This is a genomic window from Variovorax beijingensis, from assembly GCF_003951285.1.
Taxonomy (GTDB): Bacteria; Pseudomonadota; Gammaproteobacteria; order Burkholderiales; family Burkholderiaceae_C; genus Variovorax; species Variovorax beijingensis.
This window is the reverse complement of sequence record NZ_RXFQ01000023.1, coordinates 17,207-35,953: the sequence shown is the minus strand read 5'-3', so window position 1 is coordinate 35,953 and position 18,747 is coordinate 17,207. Positions and strand designations below refer to the sequence as shown.

The following is an 18,747-nucleotide window of genomic DNA, read 5'->3' as shown; positions in this document are numbered from 1 at the left end:
ACAAAGCATGACATCCGCAATCCCATTCCCATCGGCCGACGGCCTCTGGACCGGCCTGCGCCTGGCGCCCGGCGCCGCGCCCGGTACCACCCTGGACGCCGGCAGCGAGGCCGCAATCGCGGTGGCCGACGGCACGATCCGCTGGGCCGGCGCGCGCAGCGCCCTGCCGGCCGGATTCGAGGGCCTGCCGCTGCACCATGGCGGCGGCGCGCTCGTCACGCCCGGCCTGGTCGATTGCCACACCCACCTGGTCTACGGCGGCCAGCGCGCCAACGAGTTCGCGATGCGGCTCGCGGGTGCCACCTACGAAGAAGTGGCGAAGGCCGGCGGCGGCATCGTCTCGTCGGTGCGCGCCACGCGCGAGGCCGATGAAGACGCGCTCTTCGCGCAGGCCGCGCCGCGGCTCGAACAGCTGCTGGCCGACGGCGTCTGCGCGATCGAGATCAAGTCGGGCTACGGCCTGGCGCTCGAGCATGAGCGCAAGCAGCTGCGCGTGGCGCGGCGCCTGGGCGAGGCCTACGGCGTCACGGTGCGCACCACCTTTCTCGGCGCGCATGCGCTGCCGCCCGAATACGCGGGCCGCAGCGGCGACTACATCGACCTCGTCTGCAGCCAGATGCTGCCCGCGCTCGCGGCCGAGGGGCTGGTCGATGCGGTCGACGTGTTCTGCGAACGCATCGCCTTCTCGCTCGCGGAAACCGAGCAGGTCTTCCAGGCCGCGAAGGCGCTGGGCCTGCCGGTCAAGCTGCATGCCGAGCAGCTCTCCGACATGGGCGGCGCCGCGCTCGCCGCGCGCTACGGCGCGCTGTCGTGCGACCACATCGAGCACCTGTCGGCCGAAGGCATCGAGGCCATGCGGCAATCAGGTACCGTGGCCGTGCTGCTGCCCGGCGCCTACTACACGCTGCGCGACACGCAGCTGCCGCCGATCGAGGCGCTGCGCGCCGCCGGCGTGCCGATGGCCGTGTCGACCGACCACAACCCCGGCACCTCGCCCGCGCTGAGCCTGCTGTTGATGATGAACATGGCGTGCACGCTGTTCCGCCTCACCGTGCCCGAGGCGCTGGCCGGCGTCACCGTGCATGCCGCGCGCGCGCTGGGCCTGCAAGACACGCACGGCGCGATCGCCGAAGGCATGCCCGCCAACTTCGTGCTGTGGAACGTGCGCGATGCGGCCGAGCTGGCCTACTGGTTCGGCCAGCGCCCGGTGCGCAGCGTCGTGCGGCAAGGCCGCATCGCCGTGGGAGCTGCCCGATGAACACGCTGTTCGCGGCCGATGCGCTGCTGCCCGGCGGATGGGCGAAGAACGTGCTGCTGTCGTGGAACGAGGCCGGCCAGCTCACCCAGGTGCAGCCCGCGGCCCCGCCTGCTGCGGGCGCGCCGGTGGCGAAGGGCCCCGTGATCCCCGGCATGCCCAACCTGCATTCGCACGCCTTCCAGCGCGCCTTCGCGGGGCTCACCGAATACCGCGCCCAGCAGCAGGACAGCTTCTGGAGCTGGCGCACGCTGATGTACCGCTTTGCCGCGCGCCTCGGCCCGCAGCAGATGGAGGCCATTGCGACCTGGCTCTATGCCGAGATGCTCGAGGCGGGCTACACCAGCGTGTGCGAATTCCAGTACGTGCACCACGATGCCGATGGCCGCCCCTATGCCGACGATGCGACGCTGAGCCTCGCGCTGCTGCGCGCCGCACGGAAGACCGGCATCGGCTTCACCCTGCTGCCCGTGCTCTACCAGGCCAGCGGCTTCGGCGGCCTGCCGCCCAACGAGGGGCAGCGCCGCTTCATCCGCTCGACCGATTCGATGCTGCGCCTGCTCGACACGCTCAAGCCCGCATGCGAGGCGCAGGGCGCGCGGCTCGGCCTTGCGCCGCATTCGCTGCGCGCCGTGCCGCCCGACGCGCTGCGCGAAGCCGTGGCGGGGCTCGAGGCCATCGACCCGGGCGCACCGATCCACATCCACATCGCCGAGCAGACCAAGGAAGTCGACGACTGCGTGGCCTGGAGCGGCCAGCGCCCGGTGGCCTGGCTGCTCGACCATGCGCCGGTCGATGCGCGCTGGTGCCTGGTGCATGCCACGCACATGGATGCGGCCGAATACGAGCGCGGCGCCAAGAGCGGCGCGGTCGCCGGCCTGTGCCCGACCACCGAGGCCAACCTCGGCGACGGCATCTTCGATTTCTCCGCCTGGCGCCACCATGGCGGCACCTGGGGCCTGGGCTCCGACAGCCATGCCACGGTCAACGCCGCGGAAGAGCTGCTGATGCTCGAATACAGCCAGCGCCTGGCCTGGCGGCAGCGCAACGTCGGCGCCAGCGCGGCGCAGCCGCACGTGGCCACCGCGCTCATGCTCGAAGCGGTGCGCGGCGGCGCGCAGGCCTCGGGCCGGGCCATCGCCGGCCTGGCCGTGGGGCAGCAGGCCGACTTCGTCGTGCTCGATGCCGCACAGCTCGCGCTGCAAGGCCTGCCGGCGCCCGACATGCTGTCGTCGCACGTCTTTGCGAGCCACCGCACCTCGGCCGTCGATGCCGTCTGGGTCTCGGGCCAGCCGCGCGTGGCGGCCGGCCGCCATGCCCTGCACAACGAGGCCGCCGCCGCCTTCGTCGCGGCGCGCAGCCAGCTTCTCCTCGAAAATTAGAGTTCCATGAGCTTCACCACCACCGAACCCGCCTTCCGCTTTCGCCAGGGCACGCGTCCCTTGCTGATCTCCATGCCGCACGTCGGCACCTACGTGCCGCCTGCGCTCGCTGCCCGCCTGACCGACGAGGCGCGCCAGGTGCCCGACACCGACTGGCACCTCGAACGGCTCTACGACTTTGCCGATGCGCTCGGCGCCTCGGTGCTCGTTGCCACGCATTCGCGCTATGTGGTCGACCTGAACCGTCCGCCGGACGGCGCCAGCCTCTACCCGGGCCAGAGCGTCACGGGCCTCTGCCCGGTCGACACCTTCGACGACACGCCGGTCTACGCGTCCGCTGCCGACCTGCCGGACGACGCGGAGATTGCCGCGCGCCGCGATGCCATCTGGCAGCCCTACCACCAGCAGCTGCAGGCCGAGCTCGACCGCCTGAAGGCCGCGCACGGCACCATCGCGCTGTGGGACGCGCACTCGATCCGCTCGGTGCTGCCGCGCTTCTTCGAGGGCAAGCTGCCCGACCTGAACCTGGGCACCGGCAAGGGCACCAGCTGCGACCCGGCGCTGGCCGCCACGCTGCTGGGCATTGCCGAATCGGCCACGGGCTACACCGGCGTGCTCAACGGCCGCTTCACCGGCGGCTACATCACGCGCCAGTACGGCAACCCCGCTGCCGGCGTGCACGCGGTGCAGCTGGAGATGACGCAGTCGAGCTACATGCAGGAGAAGCTGCCCTTCGACTACCTGCCCGAGGTCGCGGCCGGCGTGCAGCCGCATGTGCGGCGCATGATCGAGGCGGTGCTGGAATTCGTCGAGCGCCGCTAAAGCACTGACGGCGGCCAGGGGCAGCCTCGCTTCCTACAATCGGGGGCTATGAAGCCCGTCACTTACACCCGCGGCCAGGCCCTTGCCGGCATCCTCGAAAAGCGCATCGCCATCCTCGACGGCGCGATGGGCACGATGATCCAGCGCTTCAAGCTCACCGAGGAACAGTACCGCGGCGAGCGCTTCAAGGACTTCGAGCGCGACGTGAAGGGCAACAACGAACTGCTCTCGCTCACGCGGCCCGACGTGATCCGTGACATCCACGAGGGCTATCTCGCGGCCGGCGCCGACCTGATCGAGACCAACACCTTCGGCGCGACCACCATCGCGCAGGAGGACTACAAGATGGCGCACCTTGCCCGCGAGATGAACCTCGAATCGGCCAAGCTCGCGCGTGCGGCCTGCGACAAGTTCAGCACGCCGGACAAGCCGCGCTTCGTGGCCGGCGCCCTCGGCCCGACGCCCAAGACCGCGAGCATCAGCCCCGACGTGAACGACCCCGGCGCGCGCAACGTCGACTTCGAGCAATTGCGCGCGGCCTACTACGAGCAGGTCGAGGCGCTGGTCGAGGGCGGTTCGGACCTGATCCTGGTCGAGACCATCTTCGACACGCTCAACGCCAAGGCCGCGCTGTTCGCGGTCGACGAGTATTTCGACCACAGCGGCCAGCGCCTGCCGCTGATCATCAGCGGCACCGTGACGGATGCTTCCGGGCGCATCCTGAGCGGCCAGACCGTCACCGCGTTCTGGCACAGCGTGCGCCATGCGCAGCCGCTGGCCGTCGGGCTCAACTGCGCGCTCGGCGCGGCGCTGATGCGCCCCTACATCCAGGAACTGGCAAAGGTGGCGGGCGACACCTTCATCAGCTGCTATCCGAACGCGGGCCTGCCCAATCCGATGAGCGAGACCGGCTTCGACGAGACGCCCGACGTCACCTCGCGGCTGCTGCACGAGTTCGCGGCCGAGGGGCTGGTCAACATCGTGGGCGGCTGCTGCGGCACCACGCCGGACCACATCGCGGCCATCGGCCGCGCCGTGGCGCCGATGACCGGACGGCTGTTGAACAACAGCGCCGGCTTCTACCGCGAAGCGGCGTAGCTGACGCCCCGGGGCTGTCGCGGCCCCGGCTGATTGACGGCATCCGGGCCGCCGCCTAGGCTGGACGGCGTAAGGAAGCCTGATCATGAACAACACACTCTCCATGCGCTGGATCGGCGTCGGCGCCATTGCGCTGGCCTTGCCGCTGGCCGCCGCGGCGCAGCAGGCCTTCACGCGCGGCGCGGTCAACCTGCGGGCCGGGCCCTCCAGCGACTATCCGCTGGTGGCGCGCCTCGGGCCGGGCCAGCCGCTCGACGTGATCGGCTGCACCGGCGGCTACAGCTGGTGCGACGTGGTGCTGCCCGACGGCGGGCGCGGCTGGGTCTGGGCCCGAAGCCTGGACTACGCCTACCAGGAGCAGCGCGTGCCGCTGGCCAGCTATGCCGCAGTGATCGGCGTGCCCATCGTCACGTTCGTGATCGGCAGCTACTGGGCCGACTACTACCGCGACCGGCCCTGGTACGGCGAGCGCCGCTGGTGGGGCAGCCGGCCGCCGCCTCCGCCGATGCCCGGCTGGCGTCCCCCGCCGCCGGTGCGGCCGGCCTGGCAGCCCAAGCCATGGCCGGGCCCCGGATTCAAGCCCGCGCCGGTGCCCGGCGTGCGCCCGCAACCCGGGCCGGGCTACCGTCCACAGCCGGGACCGGGCTACCGCCCGCCGCAGCCGGGACCGGGCTTCCGCCCGCCTGCGGACCCCGGCTTCAAGCCGCCGCGGCCCCAGCCGGCTTTCCGGCCCGGGCCGCCACCCGGCCAGCCGCAGATGCATCCGGGCGGCGGACGGCCCGGCGCGGGCGGAGGTGGCGGCGGCGGTCGCCCGCACGGCGGTGGTGAAGGCGGCGGCAGGGGCGGGGGCCACGGCGGCGGAGGCAAGGGCGGCGGCCACCGCGACTGATCAGCCCCGCGGATTCTCGGCTGGAGGAATCCCAGCCGCGGCCTGCCGGTCGCGCGCAATCAGCGCCACGAAGCGCTGCGCCCCCAGCCCCAGCGGCCGCTCGCGCGACCACACCACGTCGACCCACAGGTCGAGCCCGTTGCTGAGGTTCTCGAACGGAATCTCGACCAGCGCGCCGGCGGCCACGTGCGGCCTGGCGAAATTGCGCGGCAGCCAGCCCCAGCCGAGTCCGGCCGTGATCAGGCTCAGCGCGGCCAGCGCGTTGTCGGTGCGCCAGACGTGGCGCGCGAACACGAAGCGCGGGTCGCTGGTGGCCAGGTCGCGCCCCGCCACCACGATCTGCCGGGTGTTCGTGAGGTGCTCCTCGCGCAGCCGCTCGCCGGCGGCCGCAAGCAGCACGGGGTGGCCGGGCGCCATCACGGCGACCATGGTGTCGCTGCCGACTTCCTGAAACCCCTCGCGCCCGTCGAGGCTCGGGCGCTCGAACACCAGCGCCAGCTGCGCGCGGCCGCTGTGCAGCAATGCCAACGCGTCGGCCTGCGGCGCGGCCAGCACCTCGACCTGCAGCAGCGGATATTCCTCGGCCAGCGCGGCCAGCGGCCCGCTCCAGGGGGCCGCCAGCAGCTCGGGCGCAATGGCCAGCGTGAGGCGGTTTTCCAGGCCCTGCGTGAGCGCCAGGGCCTGCACCTGAAGCTGCTTCAGCTGGGCCGCCAGCAGCCGCGCCTGGGGTTCGAGCGAGCGGGCGGCGGCGGTGGGCTGCGGCTCGCGGCCGCTGCGGTCGAACAGGGGCAGGGCCAGTTCGGCCTCGAGGTTGGCAATGGCCATGCTGACGGCCGAGGGCACCTTGCGCAGCGCACGCGCCGCGGCCGAGAAGGAGCCGTGGTCGATCACGGCCAGAAAGACTTCGACGTTGTCGCTGGAGAAAGCCATCTGCTGCGCCGATCTATCAATAAAACTGAAATAAGTTGACTTTTTATATCAGCAAACAGCAAATAAAGTCCAGCCATCGTCTTCATCCGCAGAGGAAACAGTCATGCAGGGGTTCCAGCGCCGCGTCGTCTACATCACCCTTTACGAAGGGATCGCCATCGTGGCCGCCAGTGCCGGCCTGGCGCTGATGACCGACGCCGGGCTCGGCCACTCCGGGATGCTGGCGGTGGCCGCCTCGGTCATCGCCGTGATCTGGAACCTGGTCTTCAACGCCCTGTTCGAGCGCTGGGAGTCGCGCCAGGCGGTGCGCGGGCGCAGCCTGCGCCGGCGCATGGCGCATGCGGTCGGCTTCGAGGGCGGGCTGATCGCGGTGCTGGTGCCGCTGTTCGCCTGGGGGCTGGGCGTGACGCTGTGGCAGGCGCTGGTGATGGACCTGGGCCTGGTGGTGTTCTTCCTGGTCTACACCTTCGTCTTCAACTGGGGCTTCGACCGCGTGTTCGGACTGCCGGCGTCGGCCGCGCCCGCGGGGCCCGCCGCGGCGGCCGGGCAGGGGGCCTGAACGCCCCTGGCGGCCGCGGCCCTTGCCGCAGCCGGTAAAATTGCGCTCCCTTCCAAGGAGCGTTGCAGCGGCGGCCCGCATCAAGAGGCCCGCCGTCAGGCTTGGAAGGCGCCCCGCCGGTCGGGGCGCAAGCCGCAAACGACGCTCACCTGACGTTTTTTCCTGCCCAGGTGAGCCCCCATGAGCGAAGTTCCCACGCCCCGCGTCCCCCCGATGAAGCTGTCCGGCCTCGAACCGGTGGCCATCGATGCCGGGTCGCTGTTCGTCAACATCGGCGAGCGCACCAACGTCACCGGCTCCAAGGCCTTTGCGCGGATGATCCTGAACGGCCAGTTCGAGGACGCACTGGCCGTGGCGCGCCAGCAGGTCGAAAACGGTGCGCAGGTGATCGACATCAACATGGACGAGGCCATGCTGGACAGCAAGGCCGCGATGGTGCGCTTTTTGAACCTGATCGCCAGCGAGCCCGACATCGCGCGCGTGCCGGTGATGGTCGACAGCTCCAAGTGGGAAGTGATCGAGGCGGGCCTGCGCTGCATCCAGGGCAAGGGCATCGTCAACTCCATCTCCATGAAGGAGGGGGTCGACAAGTTCAAGCACGAGGCCAAGCTCGTGAGGCGCTACGGCGCCGCCGCGGTGGTGATGGCCTTCGACGAGAAGGGCCAGGCCGACACCTACGAGCGCAAGATCGAGATCTGCGAGCGCGCCTACCGCATCCTGGTGGACGAGGTGGGCTTTCCGCCCGAGGACATCATCTTCGACCCCAACATCTTCGCGATTGCCACCGGCATCGAGGAGCACGACAACTACGCGGTCGACTTCATCAACGCCGTGCGCTGGATCAAGCAGAACCTGCCGGGCGCCAAGGTGTCGGGCGGCGTGAGCAACGTGAGCTTCAGCTTCCGCGGCAACGACCCGGTGCGCGAAGCCATCCACACCGTGTTCCTGTACCACGCGATCCAGGCGGGCATGGACATGGGCATCGTCAACGCCGGCATGGTGGGCGTGTACGACGATCTCGAGCCGACCCTGCGCGAGCGCGTGGAAGACGTGGTGCTGAACCGGCGCCCCGATGCAGGGGAGCGCCTCGTCGAAGTGGCCGAGACCGCCAAGAGCGGCGCCAAGGACGACAGCAAGAAGCTCGAATGGCGCGGCACGCCGGAGCATCCGGTGCACGTCAACCAGCGCCTCTCGCACGCGATGGTGCACGGCATCACCGACTTCATCGTCGAGGACACCGAGGAGGCCTACCGGCAGATCCTCGCCAAGGGCGGCCGCCCGCTGCACGTGATCGAAGGGCCGCTGATGGACGGCATGAACATCGTGGGCGACCTGTTCGGCCAGGGCAAGATGTTCCTGCCGCAGGTGGTGAAGTCGGCGCGCGTGATGAAGTCGGCCGTGGCCCACCTCATTCCCTACATCGAGGAAGAGAAGCGCCAGGACGAGGCCGCGGGCCGCGACGTGCGCACCAAGGGCAAGATCATCATCGCCACCGTCAAGGGCGACGTGCACGACATCGGCAAGAACATCGTCACCGTCGTGCTCCAGTGCAACAACTTCGAGGTGGTGAACATGGGCGTGATGGTCCCGTGCCACGAGATCCTGGCCAAGGCGAAGGTCGAGGGCGCGGACATCGTGGGTCTCTCCGGCCTCATCACGCCGAGCCTGGAAGAAATGCAGTACGTGGCCGGCGAGATGCAGAAGGACGACCACTTCCGCATCCGGAAGATTCCGCTTCTGATCGGCGGCGCCACCACCAGCCGCGTGCACACCGCCGTGAAGATCGCGCCGCACTACGAAGGCCCGGTGGTCTACGTGCCCGATGCTTCCCGCAGCGTGAGCGTGGCGCAGTCGCTGCTCTCCGACCAGGCCACCGCGTACATCGACGAGATCAACGCCGACTACGAGAAGGTGCGCACGCAGCACGCCAACAAGAAGCAGGTGCCGATGTGGCCGCTCGCCAAGGCGCGCGCCAACAAGACGCCGGTCGACTGGTCGGCCTACACGCCGCCCGTGCCCAAGTTCATCGGCCGGCGCCTGTTCAGGAACTTCGACCTGACCGAGCTCGCCAAGTACATCGACTGGGGCCCGTTCTTCCAGACCTGGGACCTCGCGGGCCCGTTCCCGGCCATCCTGAAGGACGAGATCGTCGGCACCGAGGCCGTGCGCGTGTACGCCGACGGCCAGCGCATGCTCAAGCGCCTGATCGAGGGGCGCTGGCTCAGCGCGAGCGGCGTGGTCGGCTTCTGGCCCGCCAACACGGTGAACGACGACGACATCGAGCTCTACACCGACGAGACGCGCAGCGAAGTCGCGCTCACCTGGTACGGCATGCGACAGCAGACCGAGAAGCAGGTGATCGAGGGTGTGATGCGCCCGAGCCGCTGCCTGGCCGACTTCGTCGCGCCGAAGGACAGCGGCCTCGCAGACTACGTGGGCGTGTTCGCGGTGACGGCGGGGCTGGGCGTCGAGAAGAAGGAGAAGTACTTCATCGACGACCTCGACGACTACTCCGCCATCATGCTCAAGGCGCTGGCCGACCGGCTGGCCGAGGCCTTTGCCGAATCGCTGCACCACCGCGTGCGCACCGACCTCTGGGGCTATGCGCCCGACGAGAGCCTCAGCAACGAGGACATGATCGCCGAGAAATACCGCGGCATCCGTCCCGCGCCCGGCTACCCGGCCTGCCCCGACCACAGCGTGAAGCGCCCGATGTTCGACCTTCTGGGTTGCGCGGACATTGGCATGACGCTGACCGAAAGCCTCGCTATGATGCCCGCCGCCAGCGTGAGCGGCTTCTACCTGAGCCATCCCGAGTCGACGTACTTCAACGTCGGCAAGATCGGGCACGACCAGTTGCAGGACCAGGCGGCGCGACGCCGGACCAGCGAATCCGAACTCGAGCGCCTGCTGGCGCCGAACCTTTGAACCTGCCGGCCGGCGTGGCCGACCGGCATCGGGAGTTGTTATTCAGAAGCTGATGTTTGCTGCCGCGCACTACGCGGCATTGGCGGTCTTTGTCCTTGGCTGCTGGGGTTTCGGGCGCGCGCTGCTGGCGCGCCTTGCGCCGCCGCCGCGCCGGGACGCCTGGCTCGAGGCGGCCATGGCGGCGGCCCTGGGCGTGGGCCTGTTCATTTGCGCCTTCCAGCTGCTCGCGATCTTCGGCGCGTTCAAGCCGGGCGCCACCGTGGCGCTGATCGCCGCCGGCGTGCTGGCGGCCGCGCTGCAGCTGCGGCCCTGGTGGCGCGAAGTGCGGGCGCTGCGCGCCGCCGGTGCCGCAGCCGCGCCATGGACCCGCGCCGAAAGGATCGCCGCCATCGCGCTGGCCCTGGTGGCGCTACCGGCGCTGGTCGCGCCGCTCGCGCCGCCCGCCGCCTTCGACGAGCTGATGTACCACCTGCCCTATGCGCGGCAGGTGGCGCAGCAGGGCTCGCTGGGCATCCACGAGTGGCTGCGCTACCCCTGGTTCCCCTACAACTACAACCTGCTGTATGCGGCCGCGCTGCAGGTGGGCGACGACGTGCTGCCGCACTTTCTCAATGCGCTGGCCGGCGCGCTTTCGGCGGTGATGGTCTACCGCCTCGGCATCCAGCACGCCAACCGGCTCACGGCCTGCATCGGCGCGGCCATCTGGATCGGCATCGGCGATTATTCGAATGCGCTGATCGACATGGGCGTGGCGCTCTTCGTGCTCAGCGCCTGCGTGGCGCTGTGGTGGTGGCGTGAATCAGAGCCGCTGCAGGGCGGCACGCGCTGGCTCGGGCTGGCGGCGTTCTGCCTTGGGGTGGCTGCGGGTTCGAAGTACCAGGCGCTGACCTTCCTGCCGCTGGTGGCGCTGTTCGTCGTCTGGCACGAGCGCCGGCCCAGGGCCTGGGCGCTGGCGCTGCTCTGCTTCCTGGTCCCGTGCGTGTACTGGTACGCGCGCAACGCGGTCATGACCGGCGATCCGTTCAACCCCATCGGCGCGCGCGTGTTCGGCTTCACCGACTGGATCCCGGCCGACTACGTACAGCAGGTGGCCGACGTGCGCGACCATGCAGCGCGGCCCAACGCGCTGATCTGGGCCGTGTTCCTGGCGCCGTTCAGCCTGCTGTGGAAGCGCTCGGCGGCCCTGCGCGCCGCGGGCTGGTTCTGCTTCTATTCGGTGGCCGTGTGGCTCCTGACCTCGCGCTATCCGCGCTACCTCACGGCCTCGTTTCCGCTGCTCGCGCTGATGGCGGCCATCGGCTGGCAGGTGCTGTTCGGCTGGATCGCCGCGGGCGTGCGCCGCGCATTCGGAGCCCGGGGCGGGCCGGCAGAGGCCGCGCCCGCCGCTGCCGCGCCCGCCGGTCGCCTGGGCCTTGCCGGCGACTGGATCGTCGTGCTGCTGCTGGCCGCGCTGGCCGCGGTGTCGCTGGGGCAGACCGCCGGCAAGGTGGCGATGATCTCGCCCACGCCCGAAACCCGCGAAGCCTTCCTGCGCCAGCACGTGCCGGGCTATGCCGCCATGGACTACCTGCGCCAGCATGCCAACGGGCGCGTCTACCAGATCGCGCTGAACGAGGCGATCTACTACGGGCCCAATCCGATCTGGGGCGATACGCTCGGCCCGTGGCGCTACCGCGATTTCCTGCTGCTGCTTCCCGGCGACATGGCGCGCAAGCTGGCCGCAAAGGGATTCACGGCCATCGTCATGCCGGCGTCGATGGTGCCCACGCTGGCCACCCGGCCCGGCTTCGACGAGCATTTCGCCCTGCTGTACGAAAAAGACGGTGGCCGGGTCTACCGCATTCTCTCGACCGCACCATGACCGACGACAACCCATCCGCTGCCGCCCGCGCCCCGATCCGCATCGCGGCGGTGATCCCCTGCTACAACGAGGCGCTGTCGATCGCGCAGGTGGTCGCGCAATTCCGCGCGGCGCTGCCCGAAGCCGAGATCCACGTCTTCGACAACAACTCGACCGACGACACGGCCGCCATCGCACGCGCGAGCGGCGCCACGGTGACGCACGTGGCGGCGCCGGGCAAGGGCAACGTCGTGCGGCGCATGTTCGCCGACGTCGAGGCCGACGTGTACGTGACGGTCGACGGAGACGCCACCTACGACGTCGCCAGCGCGCGCCGGCTGGTGGACGCACTGGTGGAGCGCAACCTCGACATGGTGGTCGGCTGCCGCGTCGACGACGGGCAGGACGCGCTCACCTACCGCGCCGGCCACCGCTTCGGCAACCGGCTGCTCACGGGCGCCGTGGCGCAGCTCTTCGGCGGCGGCCTGACCGACATGCTCTCGGGCTACCGCGTGTTCTCGCGCCGCTATGCCAAGTCGTTTCCGGCCCTTTCCCACGGCTTCGAGATCGAGACCGAGCTCACGGTGCACGCGCTCGAGCTGCGCATGCCCCACGCCGAGTTCGACACCGCCTACAGCACGCGGCCCGAAGGCTCGCACAGCAAGCTCTCGACCTACCGCGACGGCTGGCGCATCCTGAAGACCATCTGCAAGCTGTTCATCAGCGAGCGGCCGCTGCAGTTCTTCTCGATCATGGCGGCAGTGCTCGCGGCGGGCGCGATCGCGCTGGCCATTCCGCTGCTGCTCACCTACCTGCACACCGGCCTGGTGCCTAGGCTCCCCACGGCGGTGCTGGCGACGGGCGCCATGCTGGCCGCCATGCTGTCGATGGTCTGCGGCGTCGTGATGCACGCCATCCGGCTTGCCCGCCGCGAGGCCAAGCGGCTGCGCTACCTCGCGATACCCGGCGTCGGGCAGTTCCGCCGCAAGCCATGAGGGCGGGCCGCGAGTTCCTGGCGTTCGCCGTCGTCGGCGCGGCGGGATTCGTGGTCGACGTGGCCGTGCTGTACCTTGCGGCGCCGCTGCTGGGCTGGTACGGCGCGCGGGTGCTGTCTTTCCTGGCCGCCGCCACGGCCACCTGGGCGCTGAACCGGCGCTACACCTTCGCGGCGCGGCGCTCCTCGGGCGCGGCGAAGCCGATCGTGCCCGAGTACCTCGGCTATCTGGTCACCATGCTGGGCGGCGCGGTCGTCAACTACGGCGCCTATGTGCTGGTGCTGCACTGGCTCGAAGGCCCCTGGGTGCCGGCGCTCGGCGTTGCGGCCGGCAGCTGCGCGGGGCTGGCGGTCAACTTCCTGGCAGCGCGGCACCTCGTCTTCAAGTCGCGGCGCAGCCCCTGAGCCGAAGGCGCCTCAGTGCGCCGCCGACACCACGACCGGAATCTCGGTCGCGGGCGGCGTGTTGCGGCTGCGGCCGCAGCGCACGATGCCGTCGATCATCACCATGCCCACGCCCGGGATGTCGCCGAGCTGCACGCTCTCGAGCAGGCCCGGCGCGGGCGAGTGCTGCGCGCGGTCCATGAAGACGAAGTCGGCGTCGCGGCCCACCTCGACCAGCCCGCAGTTGAGCTTGCGGATCTTCGCCGTGTTGCCCGTGGCAAAGCAGAACACCAGCTCGGCCGGAATGTTTGCAATGGACGACAGCATGGCCACCATGCGCAGGATGCCCAGCGGCTGCACGCCCGAGCCCGCGGGCCCGTCGGTGCCGAGGATCACGCGGTGCGGGCATTTGAGTTCGAGCGCGGCCTTGGCTGCCGCGATGGCGACGCGCTCGTTGCCGTTGTGCACGATCTCGATCGCGCGCGAGCTCTTCTCGCACAGCTCGCACACATGCGCCTCGGGCAGCGAGGTGTGGCCGCCGTTGATGTGGCCGATGATGTCGGCGTCGGCCTCGAGCACCACGTCCTTGTCGATCAGGCCCGAGCCCGGGATCGACGGGCCGCCCGTGTGGATCGTGCTCTGGATGCCGTACTTGCGCGCCCAGGCCACCATTTCCTTGGCCTCGTAGCCGGCCTTCACCGAGCCCAGGCCCACTTCGCCGAGCAGGCCCACGCCGGCGTCGGCGAGTTCCTTGAAGTCGCTCTCGACCATGCCCTTCTCGATCACCGGCGCGCCGGCCAGCACCTTCACGCCGCCGGGGCGGAAGTTGTCGAAGGCGCGCTGCGCGGTGATGGCCAGCGCCTTCAGGCCCACGATGTCCTTGGGCCGTCCAGGCAGGTGCACCTCGCCGGCCGAGATCATGGTGGTGACGCCGCCGTGCATGGTGGAGTCGATCCAGCCGATCTGCCCCTGGCGCGGCGTCCAGTCGCCGAACACCGGGTGCACGTGGCTGTCGATCAGGCCGGGCGCCACGCAGGTCTTCTTCGCGTCGATGACGGTCTGCGCGCCTTCGAGGTCGCAGTCCTTTTCCTTGCCGACCGCCACGATCAGGCCGTCGTTCACCACGATGGTGTCGGCGTCCAGGATGGGCTTGTCGATGTCGCCCGAGAGCAGCAGCCCTATGTTCTTGATGACGACCTTGCCCGACTTTGCGCCGGCTGCGATTTCTGCCATTTCGTGGTGTCCTCGTGGGGTGGGATGTTTGTGTCTTGCGCCTCGTCCGCGCGCACGGTGCGCAGCACGGTCTCGATCACGAAGTCTTCCCAGTGCGTGATCGCCTCGGGCGATTCCAGCGGCTCGCCGAGGAAGGCCGTGAGCGTGTGCCGGTTGGAGGTGTAGAAGTAGCCGGTGGACGCGATCAGCAGGTAGATGTCGCGCGCGATCAGGTCGCGGCGGAACAGGCCCTGGGCCGCGCCGCTGGCAAGGATCTCGGCAATGATCGCCACCGCCCGCGACGAGTATTCGCGCGCCCGCAGCGACTTCGAGATGTGCCGGCCCTTGTGCAGGTTCTCGGTGTTCAGGAGCGTCACGAACTCGGGGTTCTTGCGGTAGTAGCCCAGCACGAAGCGGATGACCTCGGTGAGCGCCTCCACGGGCCGCGAGGCGTCCAGCGCAATGGCGGCCTCGGCGTCGTCCATGCGCTTGTAGATGCCTTCGAGCACGGCAATGAAGAGGCCTTCCTTGCTGCCGAAGTAGTAGTAGATCATGCGGTCGTACGACTTGGCCGCCTTGGAGATCTTCTCCACGCTGCCGCCGTCGTAGCCGTACTTCGCGAATACCTTGGTCGCCGACTTCAGGATGCTGTCGCGCGTGGCCTGCGCCGCGGCCTCGCGCACGCCGGTGCGGCGCTGGGGCTTGGTGGCAGCGGGCTTGCGTTCCATCACGGGCGGCCGCCGCCGGGCCGCCCCAAGGCGGACCGCGCCTCCCCCTCGGGGGGTGGAGTTACACGAGCGAAGCGAGTGAAAAGCCGGAGGGTCAACATTACTTTTCTGCGAACGCGCGTTCGACGACGAAGTCGCCCGGCGTCGAAGTGTTGCCTTCCTTGAACCCGCGCTTCTCCAGGATGTGCTTCAGGTCCACCAGCAGGCCCGGGCTGCCGCACAGCATCACGCGGTCTTCCACCGGGTTGATCGGTGGCAGGCCGAGGTCGTCGGTGAGCTTGTTGGTCTCGATGAGGTCGGTGATACGGCCCTGGTTGCGGAATTCCTCGCGCGTGACCGTCGGGTAGTAGAGCAGCTGCTTCTCGACCATCTCGCCCAGGAACTCGTGCTTGGGCAGGTGGTCGGTCACGAGGTCGTGGTAGGCCAGCTCGTCGACCTGGCGCACGCCGTGCACCAGGATGACCTGCTCGAACTTCTCGTAAGTGTCCGGGTCGCGGATGATGCTCATGAATGGTGCGAGGCCCGTGCCGGTGCCGAACAGGTACAGGCGCTTGCCGGGCAGCGTGTAGTCGATCAGCAGCGTGCCGGTGGGCTTGCGGCCCACGATGATGGTGTCGCCCACCTGGATGTGCTGCAGCTTGGAGGTGAGCGGGCCTTCTTCCACCTTGATGCTCAGGAACTCGAGATGCTCCTCGTAGTTCGGGCTCACGATGCTGTAGGCGCGCAGCAGGGGCTTGTTGTTGACCTTCAGGCCGATCATCGTGAAATGGCCGTTCGAGAAGCGCAGCGCCGGGTCGCGCGTGGTGGTGAAGGTGAACAGGCGGTCGGTCCAGTGGTGGACGCTCAGGACGCGTTCTTCGCTGAAAGCACTCATACGGAACTCAAGAGTTGGTTGGAACAGTGGAAGGTGGCTGAGCCGGAGTGCACGCCTGTGGGGCATGCAGCCGCCGGCCGGCTGCGAACCCTCCATTGTCGTTGGTCGGAAAAACCCCGATGAACACCGCGAGAAAACACCATTGCAAGCATCGGGCCTGTTTGCTACATTGACCTCTAATGTAGTGAACGCAACATGAAAGTGTAGGGAATGCTACACAAACGGAAGGCGGCGCACAAGCGGGCAGGCGGCACGTTTGTTGCAACCCTCCGCTGACCGAGTTTCCCCGCGCCCGACCCGCACACGCCCTACGAGATCGCCCCGATGACAGAACACACCAAGACAGACGGACTGCCCGGCATGGACATGCCGGTGGCCGGCGCTTTCGGCAAAGCGCCCCCGCGCAACGAACGCATGAGCACGGCCAAGGTCGAATGCAACGCCTGCCCGGTGCTGTGCCAGATCTCCGAAGGCCGCACCGGCGCCTGCGACCGCTATGCGAACAAGGAGGGCGTGCTGGTGCGCGTCGACCCGGTGCTGCTGCTGCGCCGCGAGATCGCGAGCGAGGCCGCCGTGCTGGTGCCCTTCGACCGTCCCGCCGCCGAGAAGGCGGAGGGAGGCGCGCCCGACTGGAACGGCGACCTGCTGCACGCCGACGAAGTCTTCGTGACCGGCGTGGGCTCGTCCACCACCTATCCCGACTACAAGCCCGCCCCCTTCATCGTCGCCTCCAAGGCCCAGGGCGTCGACATGGTCACCGTGGTCACCGAAGGCATCTTCAGCTACTGCAGCTTCAAGGTGAAGATCGACACCGACCGCTTCCTCGGCTCCGAGCAGGCCAACGTGCGCTACAGGGGCGAGGTGGTCGGCCATGTCACCACGGCCGAGTACGGCTCGCAGATGCTGTCCCTGGGCGGCGTGCACCACCTCACCGGCGGCAGCAAGAAGGAAGGCCGCATGACGGCCGAGCTGATGCAGCTGCTGGGCAACAAGAAGGCGGTCGAGTGCACCATCGACGGCGGCTCCACGCTCGTCATCCAGGCGGGCAGGGCGCCCATCGTCAATGGCGTGGAGGAGCAGCGCATGCGCGTGGGCTGCGGCTCGGCGGCCGTGGGCATCTTCGCGCGCCAGTTCGCGGGCGTGGCCGACGAGGTGGTGGTGGTCGACGACCACATCACCGGCGTGCTCACGGAGCACCAGGCCGGGCGCTGCCTCGACATGGCGCCTTCGGGCATCCAGATGCTGGGGCGCAAGTCCACGCCGGGGCGCTATTTCCAGGTGGCGAACCCGGGCAACGGCTGGGGCGGCACCGACATCGCCGATCCGCTCTCGATCATCGAGGGCTGGGAAGAGGGCGTGGCGCGGCCGGGCCTGCGCCTGTTGATGACCTCGACCACCGGCGAGCATGCGCAGTGGTATGTGCTCGACGAGGCGCTCAAGCCGGTCGAGCAGCCCATGCCGCCCGAGGTGCGCCGCATCGTCGAGCGCATCGGCGAGAACTGCGAACCATCGCTGTGCACCGTGCTGTTCCTCGGTGGTGCGGGCGGGTCCTTGCGCGCCGGCGTCACCGAGAACCCGGTGCTGCTCACGCGCGCCATCAAGCGTGCGCTCGTCAACGTGACCTGCGGCGGCGCGCCGGCCTATGTGTGGCCCGGCGGCGGCATCACCGTGATGGCGGACGTCATGCGCATGCCCGACAACAGCTTTGGCACCGTGCCCACGCCGGCCATCGTGGCGCCCATCGAGTTCAGCATGCGGCGTGACGACTACGAAGCGCTCGGCGGCCACATGGAGCACATCTTCCCGCTCGAGCAGGCGCTTGCGCGCGGCGCGTGGCAGGAAGACGGCGCACCGCTGGCGCGGCAGTGGGTCGTGATGGACGACGCCAATCCGTGGCCGCTCGGCCACCCACCCATGCTGGGCTGAGCCATGGCCGCCCAACGCGCCGCGCTCGACAAGAACCGCTGGCACTTCAACCACGGCCCGATCGACATCGTGGCCGAGGCGCATGGCGACCCGTACGCGGTCGCCGCCGCGCACGACGCGGCCTGGGCGCGCTTCGGCCATGTGCTGGACGAACTGGTGCGCGAACTGCCGCTGCTGCGCCTGCCGGTGACCGACGGCGTGCGTCCGCGCGGCGTGGTCGCCCGGCGCATGTGGGATGCCTGCGCGGCGTTCTCGCCGATGTTCATCACGCCGATGGCGGCGGTGGCCGGCTCGGTGGCGCAGGAGCTGATCGCGTTCTACGACCGCCCCGGCATCGAGCGCGCCTGGATCAACAACGGCGGCGACATCGCGCTGCACCTCGCGCCGGGCCAGTCGGCGCGCGTGGGCGTCTACGCCGACCTCGCACGCTTCGACTGGCGCAATCATGTGGATGGCGAAAGCGGCATCCTCACCACCGACGGCCAGTTCGAGATCGGCGCCGCGCAGCCCGCACGCGGCGTGGCCACCAGCGGCTGGCGCGGGCGCAGCTTTTCATTGGGCATTGCCGACAGCGTGACGGTTCTGGCCGCCACCGCGGCCGAGGCCGATGCCGCCGCCACCGTGATTGCCAATGCCGTCGACGTGGACGATGCGGCCATCGGGCGCCGCCCCGCCAGCGAATGCAAGGACGATAGCGACCTGGGCGACATCCCCGTCACGGTCGACGTGCCGCCGCTTTCGCCCGCGCTGGTGAAAAGCGCGCTCGATGCCGGCGCCGTGTGCGCGAAAGTGCTGCAGGAAGAGGGGCTCGTCTGGGCCGCTCTGCTCGTTTGCCAGGGGCAGTGGCGACTTGTCGAGCCCTTATGCTCGAAGGCGCTGTCCAGGGCGCCGTCCGATGCAGTTGGTTCAGTATTTGCTTAACGAAA

At 69.4% G+C, this 18,747-nt stretch carries 16 protein-coding genes and 1 riboswitch; of the genes, 12 read left to right on the top strand and 4 right to left on the bottom strand.

Going from position 1 to position 18,747, the window contains the following annotated elements; translation table 11 throughout:
- The first annotated feature begins 7 nt into the window (after positions 1-7).
- The 5 genes from hutI to EJO66_RS28275 all read left to right on the top strand — a co-directional run bounded on the left by hutI (position 8) and on the right by EJO66_RS28275 (position 5,446).
- A complete protein-coding gene (gene hutI / locus EJO66_RS28295) occupies positions 8-1,258 on the top strand; it encodes an imidazolonepropionase (RefSeq protein ID WP_124961350.1) in 1,251 nt (416 codons plus the stop codon).
- Positions 1,255-2,637, top strand: coding sequence for a formimidoylglutamate deiminase (locus EJO66_RS28290; protein ID WP_125966726.1), 1,383 nt, complete (start codon positions 1,255-1,257; stop codon positions 2,635-2,637). Before hutI ends, EJO66_RS28290 begins: the two co-directional genes overlap by 4 nt.
- A 6-nt stretch (positions 2,638-2,643) precedes the next feature.
- Entirely contained in the window at positions 2,644-3,459 is an 816-nt protein-coding gene (hutG, locus tag EJO66_RS28285; protein ID WP_124961352.1) for an N-formylglutamate deformylase, read from the top strand.
- 48 nt (positions 3,460-3,507) lie between these two features.
- Entirely contained in the window at positions 3,508-4,557 is a 1,050-nt protein-coding gene (locus tag EJO66_RS28280; RefSeq protein WP_124961353.1) for a homocysteine S-methyltransferase family protein, read from the top strand.
- A gap of 85 nt (positions 4,558-4,642) precedes the next feature.
- Positions 4,643-5,446 (top strand): SH3 domain-containing protein, encoded by an 804-nt coding sequence (locus EJO66_RS28275; protein WP_125966725.1) that lies wholly within the window; start codon positions 4,643-4,645, stop codon positions 5,444-5,446.
- On the opposite strand, the gene EJO66_RS28270 is transcribed toward EJO66_RS28275, so the two are convergent.
- Positions 5,447-6,376: a LysR family transcriptional regulator gene (locus EJO66_RS28270; RefSeq protein WP_124961355.1), complete on the bottom strand. Its 930-nt coding sequence runs from the start codon at positions 6,374-6,376 to the stop codon at positions 5,447-5,449. It lies immediately after the preceding gene.
- A gap of 103 nt (positions 6,377-6,479) precedes the next feature.
- Between EJO66_RS28270 and EJO66_RS28265 the strand changes: the two genes are divergently transcribed.
- The 5 genes from EJO66_RS28265 to EJO66_RS28245 all read left to right on the top strand — a co-directional run bounded on the left by EJO66_RS28265 (position 6,480) and on the right by EJO66_RS28245 (position 13,102).
- Positions 6,480-6,935 (top strand): PACE efflux transporter, encoded by a 456-nt coding sequence (locus tag EJO66_RS28265; RefSeq protein WP_125966724.1) that lies wholly within the window; start codon positions 6,480-6,482, stop codon positions 6,933-6,935.
- Positions 6,936-6,983: 48 nt separating this feature from the next.
- Positions 6,984-7,089: riboswitch (S-adenosyl-L-homocysteine riboswitch) on the top strand.
- 59 nt (positions 7,090-7,148) lie between these two features.
- Positions 7,149-9,863 (top strand): methionine synthase, encoded by a 2,715-nt coding sequence (gene metH / locus EJO66_RS28260; protein ID WP_125966745.1) that lies wholly within the window; start codon positions 7,149-7,151, stop codon positions 9,861-9,863.
- 52 nt (positions 9,864-9,915) lie between these two features.
- Entirely contained in the window at positions 9,916-11,724 is a 1,809-nt protein-coding gene (locus EJO66_RS28255; protein WP_125966723.1) for an ArnT family glycosyltransferase, read from the top strand.
- Positions 11,721-12,698, top strand: coding sequence for a glycosyltransferase family 2 protein (locus EJO66_RS28250; RefSeq protein WP_124961358.1), 978 nt, complete (start codon positions 11,721-11,723; stop codon positions 12,696-12,698). The genes EJO66_RS28255 and EJO66_RS28250 overlap by 4 nt, the downstream gene beginning before the upstream one ends.
- The gene (locus EJO66_RS28245; RefSeq protein ID WP_125966722.1) at positions 12,695-13,102 is read left to right on the top strand and encodes a GtrA family protein; all 408 of its coding nucleotides are present in this window, start codon (positions 12,695-12,697) and stop codon (positions 13,100-13,102) included. Before EJO66_RS28250 ends, EJO66_RS28245 begins: the two co-directional genes overlap by 4 nt.
- A 12-nt stretch (positions 13,103-13,114) precedes the next feature.
- Here EJO66_RS28245 and EJO66_RS28240 read toward each other — a convergent pair whose 3' ends face one another.
- The 3 genes from EJO66_RS28240 to EJO66_RS28230 all read right to left on the bottom strand — a co-directional run bounded on the left by EJO66_RS28240 (position 13,115) and on the right by EJO66_RS28230 (position 15,895).
- On the bottom strand, positions 13,115-14,314 hold the full coding sequence (locus tag EJO66_RS28240; protein ID WP_124961360.1) for an amidohydrolase family protein: 1,200 nt from the start codon (positions 14,312-14,314) through the stop codon (positions 13,115-13,117).
- Positions 14,260-15,021, bottom strand: a complete 762-nt coding sequence (locus EJO66_RS28235; RefSeq protein WP_124961361.1) for a TetR/AcrR family transcriptional regulator — start codon at positions 15,019-15,021, stop codon at positions 14,260-14,262. Before EJO66_RS28235 ends, EJO66_RS28240 begins: the two co-directional genes overlap by 55 nt.
- A 100-nt stretch (positions 15,022-15,121) precedes the next feature.
- Complete coding sequence (locus EJO66_RS28230; protein ID WP_028256313.1) at positions 15,122-15,895, bottom strand: ferredoxin--NADP reductase; 774 nt, start codon at positions 15,893-15,895, stop codon at positions 15,122-15,124.
- A 324-nt stretch (positions 15,896-16,219) separates the two neighbouring features.
- Between EJO66_RS28230 and EJO66_RS28225 the strand changes: the two genes are divergently transcribed.
- Together EJO66_RS28225 and EJO66_RS28220 are read left to right on the top strand one after the other, a co-directional pair.
- Entirely contained in the window at positions 16,220-17,821 is a 1,602-nt protein-coding gene (locus EJO66_RS28225) for a 6-hydroxynicotinate reductase (protein ID WP_124961362.1), read from the top strand.
- A 3-nt stretch (positions 17,822-17,824) separates the two neighbouring features.
- Positions 17,825-18,742, top strand: coding sequence for a UPF0280 family protein (locus EJO66_RS28220; RefSeq protein ID WP_124961363.1), 918 nt, complete (start codon positions 17,825-17,827; stop codon positions 18,740-18,742).
- Positions 18,743-18,747 lie beyond the last annotated feature (5 nt).